13 protein-coding genes are annotated in these 13,820 nt (G+C 67.6%); 3 read left to right on the top strand and 10 right to left on the bottom strand.

Features of this window, described 5'->3' with window-relative positions:
* From E8P82_RS13305 to E8P82_RS13255, 10 genes are all read right to left on the bottom strand, one after another.
* Positions 1-891: an ABC transporter ATP-binding protein gene (locus E8P82_RS13305; protein ID WP_136455540.1), complete on the bottom strand. Its 891-nt coding sequence runs from the start codon at positions 889-891 to the stop codon at positions 1-3.
* The gene (locus E8P82_RS13300) at positions 878-1,756 is read right to left on the bottom strand and encodes an ABC transporter permease (RefSeq protein WP_136455539.1); all 879 of its coding nucleotides are present in this window, start codon (positions 1,754-1,756) and stop codon (positions 878-880) included. The genes E8P82_RS13305 and E8P82_RS13300 overlap by 14 nt, the downstream gene beginning before the upstream one ends.
* Positions 1,753-3,468 carry a glycosyltransferase family 4 protein gene (locus tag E8P82_RS13295; RefSeq protein ID WP_136455538.1) on the bottom strand — a complete coding sequence of 572 codons (1,716 nt, stop codon included), beginning with the start codon at positions 3,466-3,468 and terminating at the stop codon, positions 1,753-1,755. Before E8P82_RS13295 ends, E8P82_RS13300 begins: the two co-directional genes overlap by 4 nt.
* Positions 3,465-4,667, bottom strand: coding sequence for a glycosyltransferase family 4 protein (locus E8P82_RS13290; protein ID WP_136455537.1), 1,203 nt, complete (start codon positions 4,665-4,667; stop codon positions 3,465-3,467). The genes E8P82_RS13295 and E8P82_RS13290 overlap by 4 nt, the downstream gene beginning before the upstream one ends.
* Positions 4,668-4,738: 71 nt before the next feature.
* Positions 4,739-5,557 carry a hypothetical protein gene (locus E8P82_RS15065; RefSeq protein ID WP_168796575.1) on the bottom strand — a complete coding sequence of 273 codons (819 nt, stop codon included), beginning with the start codon at positions 5,555-5,557 and terminating at the stop codon, positions 4,739-4,741.
* 2 nt (positions 5,558-5,559) lie between these two features.
* The gene (locus tag E8P82_RS13275) at positions 5,560-6,627 is read right to left on the bottom strand and encodes an LCP family protein (RefSeq protein ID WP_136455535.1); all 1,068 of its coding nucleotides are present in this window, start codon (positions 6,625-6,627) and stop codon (positions 5,560-5,562) included.
* Between the two features lie 77 nt (positions 6,628-6,704).
* A complete protein-coding gene (gene rfbA / locus E8P82_RS13270) occupies positions 6,705-7,610 on the bottom strand; it encodes a glucose-1-phosphate thymidylyltransferase RfbA (RefSeq protein WP_136455534.1) in 906 nt (301 codons plus the stop codon).
* Positions 7,611-7,618: 8 nt separating this feature from the next.
* Complete coding sequence (locus E8P82_RS13265) at positions 7,619-9,055, bottom strand: sugar nucleotide-binding protein (RefSeq protein WP_136455533.1); 1,437 nt, start codon at positions 9,053-9,055, stop codon at positions 7,619-7,621.
* Between the two features lie 3 nt (positions 9,056-9,058).
* On the bottom strand, positions 9,059-10,057 hold the full coding sequence (gene rfbB, locus E8P82_RS13260; protein WP_136455569.1) for a dTDP-glucose 4,6-dehydratase: 999 nt from the start codon (positions 10,055-10,057) through the stop codon (positions 9,059-9,061).
* 120 nt (positions 10,058-10,177) lie between these two features.
* Complete coding sequence (locus E8P82_RS13255; protein WP_136455532.1) at positions 10,178-11,017, bottom strand: hypothetical protein; 840 nt, start codon at positions 11,015-11,017, stop codon at positions 10,178-10,180.
* Positions 11,018-11,374: 357 nt separating this feature from the next.
* On the opposite strand from E8P82_RS13255, the gene E8P82_RS13250 reads away from it, so the two are divergent.
* From E8P82_RS13250 to E8P82_RS13240, 3 genes are all read left to right on the top strand, one after another.
* The gene (locus tag E8P82_RS13250) at positions 11,375-11,860 is read left to right on the top strand and encodes a DUF3515 family protein (RefSeq protein WP_136455531.1); all 486 of its coding nucleotides are present in this window, start codon (positions 11,375-11,377) and stop codon (positions 11,858-11,860) included.
* 51 nt (positions 11,861-11,911) lie between these two features.
* Positions 11,912-12,769, top strand: a complete 858-nt coding sequence (locus E8P82_RS13245; protein ID WP_136455530.1) for an SMP-30/gluconolactonase/LRE family protein — start codon at positions 11,912-11,914, stop codon at positions 12,767-12,769.
* A gap of 150 nt (positions 12,770-12,919) precedes the next feature.
* Positions 12,920-13,150 carry a DUF3072 domain-containing protein gene (locus E8P82_RS13240; RefSeq protein ID WP_136455529.1) on the top strand — a complete coding sequence of 77 codons (231 nt, stop codon included), beginning with the start codon at positions 12,920-12,922 and terminating at the stop codon, positions 13,148-13,150.
* The last annotated feature ends 670 nt before the right edge of the window (positions 13,151-13,820 follow it).

The following is a 13,820-nucleotide window of genomic DNA, read 5'->3' as shown; positions in this document are numbered from 1 at the left end:
CTAGCTGAGCCCCTTCGAGCGCCCGGAGCTCAGCCTGGTGCGCAGGGGGGGCACGGTGGACATCAGTTCGGCGCGGATCTGGCGACCGTAGTCGGCGTTACCCTCGTTGATGCGCCAGATGAAGTTCTTGTACTCCTTGGCCACCTCGTCCGGAGGGCCATCCATGATGAAATCGCCCTTGTCGATCCAGAAGGCCCGGTTGCAGGTGGACTTGATGGTCTCGAGGCTGTGGCTCACGATGAACACCGTCCCGGCCTGGTTCGTGACCTGGTTCATGCGCTCCTTCGACCTGTCCTTGAACTGGGCATCCCCGGTGTTCAGTGCCTCGTCGACGAGGAGGATCTCCGGATCGACGGCGGCGGCGATGGCGAAGCGCAGGCGTGCACCCATTCCGGAGGAGTAGGAGTTCATGGAGTGGTAGATCTCGTCCTCCAGGCCGGACATCTCCACGATGTCGTTGAACTTGGCGTCGATCTGGGCGTGCGTCATGCCCATGGCCAGACACCCCAGCCGGATGTTCTCGGCGCCGGAGATCGAGTTGATCAGGGCGGCGTTCACGCCGAGCAGGATGGGGTTGCTGGCCGCATACACCGTCCCCGTGTCCGGGATGATGAGCCCGGCCAGGACCTTCATGAGCGTGCTCTTGCCGGAGCCGTTGCGGCCCAGCACACCGATGGAGTCCCCCTGGTTCGCGACGAAGGACACGCCGCGCAGCGCCGTGGTCCGGACCTGCCCGCTGATCAGACCACCCTTCCGCAGGCCTCCGAGCAGTGGCCTGGGAGTGGTGGTCCTGCCGCTCGGCTGCTTCTTGGTCCGGTACACCACGGAGACGTCGTCCGCTACGACCGTGGGTTCATGGGCCGCGCCGTCCCCCGTGCTAGACGCGGCCATAGGATTCCTCCCCCCGCCAGAACACCAGGAGCCCGGCCACGAGGGCGCCGACCGCGAAGAGAGCCAGCACCGTCCAGTCGCGCAGCGACGGAGTGGTGGCGTAGAGGAGGGAGTCGCGCATGCTCTTGATGACGAGATAGAGCGGATTGAAATCCATGATCGTCTTCACCACGGGGTACTGGTTGAAGCGCTGGTCGGAGAAGAAGACCGCTGAGGCATACATCCAGATGCGCATCACGAAGGACAGCAGCATCCCCACGTCCGGGATCTTCAGCACCAGGGGTGCCAGCAGCATTCCGACCCCCAGGTTGAAGACGAACTGGAGGAAGATGGCCGGCAGGATGAGGAACCACCGCCAGGTGATCGCCTCGTCCGGTGGGGCCAGGAGGACGAACAACAGCATCACGATGGTCACGGGGATACTCGAGAGCAGCTCCCGCACGTTGATGGCGATGGGCAGGGACGCCCTGGGGAACTGGAAGGCCCGGATCATCGAGGTGTTCCCCGTCAGCGACTTCGCTCCTCCGGTGATGGACCGCGTACTCATCTGGAAGGTGAAGACGCCGATGATCAGGTAGCCGATGAAGTTCTCGATACCGCGGCTGGTGTTCAGCAGCAGACCGAAGATGAGATAGAACGTCAGGCCCGTGAGCATGGGTGTCAGGATCAGCCAGGCGCTGCCGAGGATGTTCTTGTCGTTGCCGCTCTGGACCCTCGCCTTGGCGTCGAAGAAGATGAAGCTGCGTCTGTTCCAGAGCTGGCCCAGATACTCCACGAAGCCCGGACGCTGCCCCACCCTCCGCAGCCGGCCGAGGTCGATGGCGACGTCGACCGGCGGCGCTTCGGTTCGATCTTCGATGCTCATGCGACGGAAACTCCCAGTTCATCCAGCTCATCGTTCAGTGCGACCGCATTAGCGGCCCACGTCCGCTCCTCGAGCATCCGCGCCCGACCGGCACGCCCCATGTCTGCAGCCCGTCTCGGATCAGCCAGGAGCGTGGCCAGCGCGTCGGCCAGCGCCGCGGCATTCCCGGCTTCCGTCAGAATACCCGTGACGCCGTCCTCCACGATCTCCCTGAGGGCGCTCAGATCCGATGCGACCACAGGCCGGGCACAGGCCAGTGCCTCCACCGGCTTCAGCGGCGTCACGGACCGGGTGACCTCGAGGTCCTCCCTGGGGACGGCGAAGACGTCCAGGGCCCGGTGATAGCTGACCGCGAGGTCGCGAGGCACCCGCCCCGTGAAGATGATGCGGTCCGCGTAGCCGCTTCTCTCCGCCTGTTCGCGGAGCGAGGGACCGGCGACACCATCACCGACAATGAGCAGCCTGAGCTCAGGATGGTCCGCTGCGAGGAGCACGAAGGCCTTGATCAGGTGACGAAGACCCTCGTAGGGCACGAGGCTGGACACGGTGCCGATGTACTGCCCGCGAGTTTCCAGCCCCACCGCGTGCCGGGCTTCGGTCTGGCCCGGGGGCTCCGTCAGGAAGTCACCACCGACGGCGTTGGGCAGCAGGAGGATCTTGTCCCCGCGCACCCCCACCGCCTCGAGGTTGTCCTTCATGGCATGTCCCAGGGTGACCACGAGGCCGGCGTCCTTCATCACCTCGGCCTCCCGATCCTGGAACAATCGGTACTTCTCACTGCCCCGGGCTGCGGGACCCCGCACCGAGGCCCAGGTATCGACCAGCTGCCCCCGCACCTCGTACACCCAGGGGATGCCGAGCGCACGCGCCACCTCGCGGGTGATGAGTCCATTCAAGAAGTCGGTCGTGGTGTGCAGCACGGCGGGCCGCAGGTCCAGGGCCAGGCGCAGCACCAGTTCGGTCTGTCGCTGGATGCGGGCATCGAACCCGGTGGGCACGATCGCCGGCAGGAGGCGGTGGTAGGTGACTCCCCCGAGCCTGTCCTCGCGCCCGGCTGTGAGCTTGCCGACCTGCACCGGATACCCCAGCCTCGTCACGGCGTGGACAGCCCAGCCACTCTCGGCCTGGGCTTGCAGGAGCGAGTGGGAGCGCTGGGCATAGCCGCTGCCGGTATGTGGCAGGGAGTTGGTCAGCACGTGCAGTACGGTGCGGCTCACGGGCGTGTACGACGACGGACCGGTCACGCTCGGGCTCCACCCCTGGTAGACGCGGAGTTCACTCTGCAACCGGCGTCTCATCGCAGCGTGGCCCGGCACCTGCAGTTCCTCGACGGCTCCCGTCATGTCGCCGTCGTACCAACGCCTGCGGGCGCGCGTGGCAGGCGCAGGTCCCGCGAGTTCGAGCAGCGCGTCCGCCCGTACCGGGTGGTGGGCTGTGAGTGCCACATCGGCGAGTACTGCCGCGGTCCGGCGTCGCACTCCTGCTGTGACGGCAGTGTCCAGTGCACGCTCGAGCGCCGGCCCGTCGCCTGTCAGGTAGGCGCCGAGAGCCCGCGTGGACCGTGTGGGGATGCTGCGGATCAGGCGCGGAGCCTGCGCGGAGAGACGACGAGGAAGCCTGCGGACGAGCTGGGAGGCGAGGAGCACCGGATCATCGCCGACGTGCTTGGCCGCCGTGGACGCGGCGAGCAGGATGTTTCGGGGAGCTATCACGGACGAGCAGCTCCCCGTGAAACCTCGCGAAGGAGGTCGACGTAAGCCTGGCCCAGCGCGGTGACGTCGGCGTTGCGCTGCACCCACAGACGACCGTTCCCGTTGACATGGAGCTGATGTCGTTCGTCCGCCAGCAATGTCCACAGGTCGGCGAGCGCCCTCGGATTCGCGGGAACCACATGGCCCGCCTCGGCGTCCTGCAGGATCTGCTGCGCCTCCCCTCGCACCATTCCGGTGACGTGCCGACCGAGTGAGAGCACCTCGTAGGTCTTGGAGGGAATGGTGGTCTCGAAGGACTTCCAGTCGTCGCGCAGAGCGATGAGGCAACTGTCGGCGTTGCGGTAGTACTCCATCACGCGTGGCCCGTACACGGGATCGTCGAAGCGGACCGGCGCGTCGATGGACGCCGCAAGGGCCATGAGTTCCCTGCGTTTGACACCGTGCCCCACCATGGTCAGACGCATCCGGTCCCCTACGAGTGCCGCTGCCCTGATCGGGACGTCCAGATGCTGGCTCTCCCCGTGATTGCCGAGGTAGAGCACATCGAGGCGTGGCTTCTGCAGCGGCACGGGCTCCAGGGGCACCAGCAGTTCGACATCCACGCCGTTGGTCACCGTCGCGACGTTCTTCAGTCCTCGCTCGCGCAGCGTCCGGGCGAAACCGTGGGTGACCGTGACCACGAGGTCTGCGCGGTCCTGGATCGCGATGATCAGCGCCTCGATGATTCCTTTTGCCCGGCCCTGCACGAGTCGCGCGTCGCGGGCCAGGTCCGGCCAGGCGTCACGCATGTCGACGACCAGGGGGCGCCGCAGCATCCGCGCGACCACGAAACCTGCACCGAGGATCGGCAGGCTCGGGACGGTGACGATGACGACGTCGGGTCGCTTGCCGAGCGCCGCCGCGGGGACCGACAGCACGGCCGAGAAGAGGTGGTTGGCGAGGCGTCCCAACCGCGTCGTACGGTGTCGGAGGTAGGGCACCCGCCGCACCCTCTCACCGAAGGCGCCCTCGTCGATCCGGAAGGGCCGACCTGCCCTGCTCCTCGGGAGGGTGCGTTTGCCATGGGGCGCGTGCGCCACGGGCGTCACCACATCGACGTCCCAGCCCTCCGCCCGGAGGGAGCGGACCAGCTGCGTCCAGCGGCGCTGAGGCGGGCTGTGCTCGGGCGCATAGGAGTGGATGAGCAGCAGAATGCGCATGCGTTACACCCCCCTGGCACGAACGAGACCGAATGAACGGAACAACCCTACCGCTCATCGGCCGCTCCCCCCTATCCGGGGCGTCCGCTCGAGGACCTCAGCCTCGCGTAATAGAGCACTCCGAGACCCACGAGCAACAGGATCACGAGAGTGCGTGTCAGCGGGTGTGAACCGATTCCCTGCGCCGAGGAAGCCTGCTCCGAGTCGGCCGCCGCTGACGAACTCTGAGTAGGCGTCGGCTCGGGCGACGCCGTTTCACGTTCGGTGGCTCGCGGGGTCGCCGTCGATGTACCCGGTGATGCTTTCGCGGTTGCCGTTGCGCTCGGCGACGACTCGTCCGGCTGGATCTCCTCCACGGTGTCGGTGGTCGGGTCCCAGCTGAGACCGCTGTACGCGAGGCTGCCCGGGAGCACCAGGAAGTTGGTGTCGGGATCGATCAGGTATCCGGTGGGTGGATGGATCAACCAGCCGGTGACCGGGTCGATCGCGAAGCCGGTCAGCGGATCGATCCCGCTGCCCTGGTCCTCGGCGGGAGGAGGCTCGATGGACGGGGCAGGAGCTGGCTCCGGTGGCAGAGCGGGGGCGGGCTCAGGAGCTGGCTCCGGTGGCGGTGCCGGGGCGGGCTCAGGAGCTGGCTCCGGTGGCGGTGCCGGGGCGGGCTCAGGCGCCGGCGGGGGTGGCGGTGCCGGGGCAGGCGACGCAGAAGGCTCGGGAGCAGGCGGAGTCGTCGGTGTCAGAGCAGCCGACGGTGGCGACGTGGGTTCCACGACAGCGGGGACCGCGTCCCCCGGTTCCGTCTCCACCGCCCAGCCCGGGGCCGCCGCCGCCCCGAGAGCGAGGCCGGCGGTCAGCAGGCCTATCGAGGCGATACGCCGACGATTCCTCCTCACGATCAGTTCGTCGTCCCGGAAGCGGCGAGATACTCGCCCAGATCATCCGTCTGCAGCGCGTCGGCGATGGCGGCGATGGCGGCGTCGTCCTTGACGACGATCGACTGCCCGTCCGCTGACGTGCCGGTTCCGAGGTTCGGCAGGGTGAAGAACTCGATGTCCCCGCCGCGCACCTGGCGCAGCGAAAGGGCGAGTGAACCCGCGGCCGCTGCGTCCAGGCTGGAGTCGACGGCCACGTACGGCGCCATCCGGTCGACGACGCCGTAGATCTTCCGCGGGTCGGTGAGGGTGTTCGCGTTCAGCACCTCGCTGATCACGGCCTTGACGAACAACTGCTGGTTCCTCACCCGCTGATAGTCCCCGTCGCTGAAGGCGTAGCGCTCACGCACGAACTTCAGGGCGGCCTCCCCCTGCAGCGTGATCGGGCCGGCAGCGAAGAACTCGCCGTCGACGCCACTGGACTGGAAGGCCGCCGGATTGTTCACCTCGACGCCTCCCAGCGCATCGGTCAGGCCCTTGAAACCCTCGAAGTCGATGCTCGCCACGTGGTCCACGCGAACCCCGAACAGACCCTCGACGGTCTGGACCACGAGCGGTACCCCGCCGAGCGCCATGGCCGCATTGATCTTCGCTTCTCCGTGGCCCGGGATCTCCGTCCAGGTATCGCGCATGATCGACATGACCTGGATGTCCTCCCGGTCCGCGGGGATGTGCATCAGCATCATCGTGTCCGAGCGGCTGTCCGAGGGCCCGGCCGATTCGACGTCGTCCAGCTCCTCCGTGGCGGCACGCGAATCACTGCCCAGCAGCAGGATGTTCACGGCGTCCTGACCTTCGGCTTCTGCCTTGGCTTCGGCTTCCGGCGCCACCGTGGGGCGCGACTCCTCGGCGGGGAAGGCCGATTCGATGGTCTCCGACTGCGAGTCGAACGAGCGCGCCAGGGAGAAGATGTACCCGCCTGCCACCAGAGCCGCCACGACGACCAGCGAGCCGAGGATCAGGAGGGTGGCGCGCACGGGATGACGCTGGCGCCCCCGCGTCGCAGGTGCGTCGGTGTCGTACTCAGTCATGGGGCTCCCCAGCTCGATTCACGGTCGATCCATTGTAGGTTCTGCCGGTGGTGGCACGTCTCGTTGCCGTGGCCTGCCTAGCGGGCGGGAGTTCGTGCGAGGCGGTCCGGCGCCTGATCCGAGCTCTCGAGCAGCGACAGCAGGTAGGCCCCGTATCCGCTCTTGACCAGCGGGCCGGCCAGCGCTTCGAGTTGCGAGTCGCTCAGGAAACCCTGCCTCCAGGCCACTTCCTCGGGCACGCCGATCTTGAGACCCTGCCTGGACTCGACGGTCCTGACGAAGTTCGAGGCGTCGTTGAGCGAATCGAAGGTGCCGGTGTCGAGCCACGCCGTGCCCCTTGGCAGAATCTCGACCTGGAGTGTCCCCCTGGTCAGGTACTCGCGGTTCACATCCGTGATCTCCAGCTCTCCGCGCTCCGACGGTGACAGATTCTGCGCGATGGCGACGACGTCGTTGTCATAGAAGTAGAGCCCGGGAACGGCGAACCTGCTCCTGGGGACGGGCGGTTTCTCCTCGAGTGAGATCACGGTGCCGTCCTGGTCGAATTCGACGACGCCATACGCTGAGGGATCGGACACCTGGTAGCCGAAGATGGCGCCTCCCTCGATGTTCTCGAAGCGCCGGAGCTGGCTGCCCATGCCGTGCCCGTAGAAGATGTTGTCCCCGAGGATCAGCGCGACGGGATCCGACCCTATGTGGCCCGAGCCGAGGACGAACGCCTGGGCGAGGCCCTCCGGTGCCGGTTGCGTGACGTAGGAGAGATCGACGCCGAATCTGCTGCCATCGCCCAGCAGACGATGGAACTGCTCGGCGTCGTGCGGGGTGGTGATGATCAGGATGTCCCGGATCCCCGCGAGGATGAGCGTGGACAGCGGATAGTAGATCATCGGCTTGTCGTAGACCGGGACGAGCTGCTTGCTGATGCCATGGGTGATGGGATGCAGCCGTGAACCGGTACCACCGGCGAGAATGATTCCGCGCATACCTGAGATTATCGTGCCCGGGTCGGGCCGTCGGTGAGCGCGTGCACGTACGCGCTCAGGCGCTGCTCGGCGTGCGGTGGTGCATAACCGCTCGCCTCGAGTTTGCGCAGATCGAGGGTGCTCCGGCGAGGGCGTGGCGCAGCGTGACTGCCCGCGAAGTACTCCTCCGTGCTGACACCGGTGACATCGGCGCGGTCCCGGCCGCACAGGGCGTACACGTCGGCGGCGATCCCGGCCCAGCTCCGGGCCTCGCCGTCGTTGGACATGTTGTACGTCCCGAAGGGAGCTCCGCTGTCGACGAGGTGGACGATGGCATCCGCCAGGTCCGGGGTGAACGTGAGCCGGCCGATCTGGTCGTCCACCACGTTCGGGGAGATCCCCCGTGCCGCAAGCTTCGCCATCGTCCGCACGAAATTGTCGCCGTCGCCGATCACCCAGCTGGTGCGGAGGATGTAGTGGCGTGGCACTGTCGCGGCGACGGCGTCACCGGCTGCCTTGGTCTGCCCGTACACGCCCAGGGGCGTGAAGGGCTCGCTCTCGTCATGGGTGTCGCGTGAACCGTCGAACACGTAGTCGCTGGAGATGTGGACCAGCGTCAGGCGATGCGCTGTCGCCACCCGGGCCAGGGCTACGACGGCCACGACATTGACGTTCCACGCCGCGGCCCGTCCCTCCGGAGTCTCGGCCGTATCCACCGCGGTATAGGCAGCGGCGTTGATGATGGTGGAGTAGTCGGACCACGGACGGGCGTGCTCGAGGTGCGGGTCGAGCAGATCGAGGTCGGAGCGGGCAGCGAACTCGACGGACGGATGGTCTGCGAGGGTGCGGCGGAGGGCGGTGCCGAGTTGCCCGTCAGCGCCGACCACGAGCGTCTTCCGGGCCCTGAGCGGCGTGACGTCCGCCAGACGCGGGTGGTCGCGGTCCTTGTTTGAGAGTTCGGCGTCCGCGAGCGGAATGGGCCACTCGATCCCGGCGGTCTCGTCGGCGAGATTGAGGAACACGTACTGGTCCTGCGCGTCGGCGGACCAGTGGTCGTTCACGAGATAGGTGTACGCCGTCCCGTCCTCGAGCGTCTGGAACGCGTTGCCGACGCCCCTCGGCACGAAGATCGCCGTCGACGGATCGAGTTCGGCGGTGAAGACCGCCCCGAAGGACGGCCCGTCCCGCAGATCCACCCACGCGCCGAACACGCGGCCGGTGGCCACGGAGATGAATTTGTCCCACGGCTCGGCGTGGATGCCGCGCGTGGTGCCTCTGGTCCCGTTGAAGGAGATGTTGTTCTGTACGGGGCCGAAATCGGGCAGACCCGCGGCGGTCATTTTCTCCCGCTGCCAGTTCTCCTTGAACCAGCCCCGGTTGTCACCGTGGACGGGCAGGTCGAAGAGGACGACGCCGGGGATCGGGGTCTTCCGGGCCGCGAGGGATTTCGAGAAGTCGGGTCCCATGCGCTACTGCCCCAGCTCCGCGTACCTGGACTCGGTTGCCCTCTTCTGCGGCCGCCACCACGCCTCGTTGTCTCGGTACCAGGCGATGGTCTTGCGCAGCCCCTGCTCGAAGTGCTCGAACTCGGGCGTCCAGCCGAGTTCGGTGCGCAGCCGGCTCGAATCGATCGCGTAGCGCAGGTCGTGGCCTGCGCGGTCGACCACGTGGTCGTAGGCGTCGGCGGCCTGGCCCATCTCGGTGAGGATCAGCTCGACGACGTCCCTGTTGTTCCGCTCGCCGTCGGCGCCGATCAGGTAGGTCTGCCCAGGCTCACCCCGGGTGAGGATGGCCCAGACGGCCGAGGAGTGGTCGTCGGCATGGATCCAGTCGCGGACGTTGAGTCCCTCGCCGTAGAGCCTGGGGCGCACGCCGTCGAGCACGTTGGTGATCTGGCGCGGGATGAACTTCTCCACGTGCTGGTACGGACCGTAGTTGTTGGAGCAGTTGCTGATGGTGGCCCGCACCCCGAAGGAGCGCACCCAGGCGCGCACGAGGAGATCGGACGCGGCCTTGGTCGACGAATAGGGGCTCGACGGATTGTAGGGCGTGCCCTCGGTGAAGCGCTGCGGGTCATCGAGTTCGAGATCGCCGTACACCTCGTCGGTGCTGATGTGGTGGAAGCGCGTGCCGTACCGGCGCGCGGCTTCGAGCAACGTGTAGGTGCCGATGACGTTCGTGTCGAGGAACGGCCGCGGATCGTGGAGGGAGTTGTCGTTGTGCGACTCGGCGGCGTAGTGGACGATCGCGTCAGCGCGCTCCACCAGCGGCGCCACGGTCGCGGCGTCGGCGATGTCACCGACGACCAGCTCGACGCGCTCCGGGGGCAGGCCCTCGAGGGACGCCCGATTGCCGGCGTAGGTCAGCTTGTCGAGCACCGTGACGACCACATCCGTGTGCTTCATCAGGTAGTGGACGAAATTGGAGCCGATGAAGCCGGCCCCGCCGGTCACCAGGAGATTCTTCACGTCCTGCACTGTCTTCACGTCCTGCACTGTACCGTCAGGACCGGTCACCACGAGCCTTCAGCGGCGCCGTCGTCGGATGTGCGAGCCGCACCCGGTGCCGGTCCTGGAGAGTCTTCTGCGTCAGGACTGATGCCTGCCTCGTCCGAGCACACCGACTCCTACGACGGCGGCGACCATCACCACCACGAGACCCCCACCGATCCATGCCGCCGGGGCGAGCGCGGACGCGCGCTCGCTGTCTGCGAGAACAGCAACGGCGCTCGTGCTCGTCCGGGAGGAGCTCGGCGTAGCGGCGGGAGTGGCGTCCGACGTCGCCCCCTGGTTTGCGGCGACGGGCGGCGTGATGGTCACGCGCGCTTCCACGGTTCCCGTCGCCACTTCCTTCCCGGACCGCTCCGGAGCGGCTTGCGACTCCGTGTTGGGAGGCTGTGTGTCCTGTGTCGCCCCTCCCGGTGTCTGCGTTGCAGGTGTGTCCGTTCCCGGTGTCTCCGTTCCTGGTGTGTCCGTTCCCGGCGTCGCGCCCGGCGCCGAAGGAGCTGCTGTGGACCGTGCACCGTCCGGTCGCGGCGTCGGGACCGCGATCTCCCCGGGGATCTCGCTGACCTCGCCCGTAGCGGCGTCGTACTTCAGATTGGTGTAGATCAGGGTGTCCGCGAAGACCAGGTAGCCGGTCTCCGGCTCGATCAGGTAGCCGGTGGAGGGGTGCACGAGGAACCCGGTGCGCGCATTGATGGCGAAACCTGTGACGGGGTCGGTACCCGCCGTCGCGGTGGGGTCGCCCACAGGTGGAGCCGGTTCGCTGAAGGTGGCAACGGGCTGCGGTTGCTGTGTCTCGCTCAGCCGCGGTGTCGGTGGGTGGGCGGCGAGCGCCGGGGCAGCGGCCATGCAGCCTGCGAGGAATGCCGCCGCGAGCGCGCTGTGCATGATGACGCGCGCCGGGCGGGAAGGGTAGTGGGACATTGTTCCTCGTTCGGGCTCGCATTTTCGACGACGCCGCCGGCGGTTCTCGGCCGGCGTGTCGGGACCGGGTAGTGCCGGAGGGAACCGGATCACTGGTCAGGACAATCGGTCGCCATCGCGGATCCGTTAGCCGTCCGGTAGCTGCGGATCCGTCAGCTGTCCGGTAGCGGCGGATCCGTCGGCTGTCCGGTAGCCGGGGTTCGGACGCCTGCTGCTCGGCGGCTCCGCTTCTACCGCTCCTACCGCTCTAACCGCTCCTCTCTGCGCCCTACCGACCCGCCGCTCCAGCTCCCTGCGCCCTACCGACCCGCTCTGCGGTCCGGAGGACGAACGCGTCCGCTCCTCTAGGGTTGAAGCATGTCCGTCCCGTTCCGTGTGCCACGTCGCTGCCTTTGGCTGGTGGTTCTCGTCCTGGCCCTTGCCGGGTGCAGCTCCACCGTGAGCATCGATGCTGCCGAGGACGCCGCCGATCCGCGCTGCGCCGACGTCATGCTCGCCCTCCCTCCCGTCGTCGCCGAACACGAGCAGCGGCAGACGGACAGCCAGGCGACCTCGGCGTGGGGCGATCCCTCGCAGGTGGTACTGCGCTGCGGGGTGGGCGTACCGGGCCCCACCACCGATCCCTGCGTCACCGTGAACGACGTCGATTGGGTACTGCGGGAAGGGGATCCTGCCTGGACGGCAACCAGTTACGGCCGTGATCCCGCCGTCGAGGTGCTCTTCGACCCCGAGGAAGTGGCCTCGAGCACGGTACTCGTGGAACTGGGCAATGCCGTCTCGCGCGTGGAGCAGACCCGTGCCTGCGTGGGACTCTCCGAGGCCATCCCGCCGCCCACGGGCTGATCCCATCCCTCACTATCCAGCGCCCGCCCGAACCGACAACCAGGAGGCACCATGAAAGCCCAGCAGATATCCGACGTCGTCACCTTCCACGGGGAGGGGCCGTACTGGGACGGGCGCCGCGGCGAACTGCTGCTGGTGGACATGATGGAGGGCGACGTCCTGGTCCGGCACGAGGACGGGACGTTCGACCGCCACTCCGTGCACCCGAGCCTCGCGGGCGTCATCCGGGGGCGCGCATCGGGTGGCTACGTGATCGGCGTCGAACGCGGTTTCGTCTTCGCGGACGACACGCTGACCGCCCTCGAGCAGGGCCCGGAAGCCTTCAGCGACAGCACCGTGCGCATGAACGACGGCACCTGCGACACCGCCGGGCGCTTCCTCTGCGGCTCGATGGGCTGGGAGGGCGACTTCGGGGTCGGCGCACTCTACAGTCTCGACACCGACCACACCGTGTCCACGGTCCTCACCGGCGTCACGGTGTCCAACGGCCTGCACTTCTCACCCTCGGGCGAGACCGCCTTCTACAGCGACACTCCTACCGGGCGCATCGATGCGTTGACGTACGACGTCGGCACGGGCCGCTTCAGCGACCGGCGCACGTTCGCCCTCGTCGAGCAGGCCCTCGGGATGCCCGACGGCATGGCCATCGACGCGGAGGGTGGCATCTGGACGGCGCTCTACGGAGGAGGCGCCATTGCTCGGTACGACGCCGCGGGCCGGCTCTCGGAGCACATCACGCTTCCGACCACGAACGTCACGGCCTGCGCGTTCGGCGGAGCGGACCTCTCGACGCTGTTCATCACGACCACGCAGGAGAACATTCCGGAAGGGTCCGAGCCGAGCGCCGGGGCGCTGTTCGCCGTCGAGCCCGGGGTCGGCGGCGCACCCCTGCCCCTGTTCGCGGGATAGCGCTCCTCGGTGGCCCTCGCGTGGTCGGCTTGCGGTGCGCTCGCGGTCCGCTTGTGGTCCGCTTGTGGTCCGCTTGTGGTCCGCGCCGATTGTTGGGGGAGGAAGTTACTACACTGAGGGCTCACGCTGGCTACGACAGAAGGAATCGACATGGCAGACACACTGGGAAGCCCGAACTCCGAGCCCGAGGGCGGTTTCGAGCGGGATCCGTCGGACTGGGTCACCGGTGACGAGCCGATGACCGACGCGCAGCGAAGCTACCTCGACACGCTGGCACGCGAAGCCGGCGAGGAGATCCCGGCTGACATCACCAAGGCCGAGGCCTCCGAGCACATCGAGCGGTTGCAGGGCAAGAGCAAGCGGGTCTCCGGGGATTCCTGATCCCCTCGTCCTGACGGCGCGTCTCAGTGCGGCCCAGGTGCGTCGATCCCACTACTCGTCTGGGTGCAGTGAGAACGAAAAACCTGGGGTGCATCGATCCCGCAGCTCGCTCAGGTGCAGTGGGAACGATTGCTCCTTCCCACTGACGCTGGGCGAGGAGTGGGATCGACGCCGTCGACCCTCCTGAGATCCGGGCGTTGGTCGGCCCTTCCCACTGACAGTGCACCAGGCTTGGGCTTGAGGCGTCCGAAGCCGCCTGAGGTCCAACGCCGCACCCCCGATCCCACCGTTCAGGCCGACCCAGTGGGAACGAACGACCAATCCCACGCACGCCGCACGAGGACTGGGATCCACGCGCCCGGCACCGCGCGAGGTCTGACGCCGCTCGATCGATCCCGCTGCTCGGGCCGGCCCAGTGGGAACGAACGACCAATCCCACTTCCGGCGCTTGAGGACTGGGATTGACGCGCGAACGGCGTCACTCCCACCGATACCGCATGAGGAGTGGGATCGACCTGCCCGAAACCGCCTGAGATCCGACGCCGCACGATCCATCCCACTACCCCGACCGGCCCAGTGGGAACGAACGACCAATCCCACTTCCGGCGCTTGAGGACTGGGATTGACGCGCGAACGGCGTCACTCCCACCGATACCGCATGAGGAGTGGG

The organism is Arthrobacter echini, from assembly GCF_004803505.1.
Classification (GTDB): Bacteria; Actinomycetota; Actinomycetes; order Actinomycetales; family Micrococcaceae; genus Arthrobacter_D; species Arthrobacter_D echini.
This window is presented reverse-complemented; position numbering and strand designations above follow the sequence as displayed.

What these genes read in the sequence shown, in the direction of transcription:
- E8P82_RS13305 (WP_136455540.1), bottom strand. Translation starts at nt 891, where the DNA reads ATGGCCGCGTCTAGCACGGGGGACGGCGCGGCCCATGAACCCACGGTC.
- E8P82_RS13300 (WP_136455539.1), bottom strand. Translation starts at nt 1,756, where the DNA reads ATGAGCATCGAAGATCGAACCGAAGCGCCGCCGGTCGACGTCGCCATC.
- E8P82_RS13290 (WP_136455537.1), bottom strand. Translation starts at nt 4,667, where the DNA reads ATGCGCATTCTGCTGCTCATCCACTCCTATGCGCCCGAGCACAGCCCG.
- E8P82_RS13275 (WP_136455535.1), bottom strand. Translation starts at nt 6,627, where the DNA reads ATGACTGAGTACGACACCGACGCACCTGCGACGCGGGGGCGCCAGCGT.
- rfbA (WP_136455534.1), bottom strand. Translation starts at nt 7,610, where the DNA reads ATGCGCGGAATCATTCTCGCCGGTGGTACCGGTTCACGGCTGCATCCC.
- E8P82_RS13265 (WP_136455533.1), bottom strand. Translation starts at nt 9,055, where the DNA reads ATGGGACCCGACTTCTCGAAATCCCTCGCGGCCCGGAAGACCCCGATC.
- E8P82_RS13255 (WP_136455532.1), bottom strand. Translation starts at nt 11,017, where the DNA reads ATGTCCCACTACCCTTCCCGCCCGGCGCGCGTCATCATGCACAGCGCG.
- E8P82_RS13250 (WP_136455531.1), top strand. Translation starts at nt 11,375, where the DNA reads ATGTCCGTCCCGTTCCGTGTGCCACGTCGCTGCCTTTGGCTGGTGGTT.
- E8P82_RS13245 (WP_136455530.1), top strand. Translation starts at nt 11,912, where the DNA reads ATGAAAGCCCAGCAGATATCCGACGTCGTCACCTTCCACGGGGAGGGG.
- E8P82_RS13240 (WP_136455529.1), top strand. Translation starts at nt 12,920, where the DNA reads ATGGCAGACACACTGGGAAGCCCGAACTCCGAGCCCGAGGGCGGTTTC.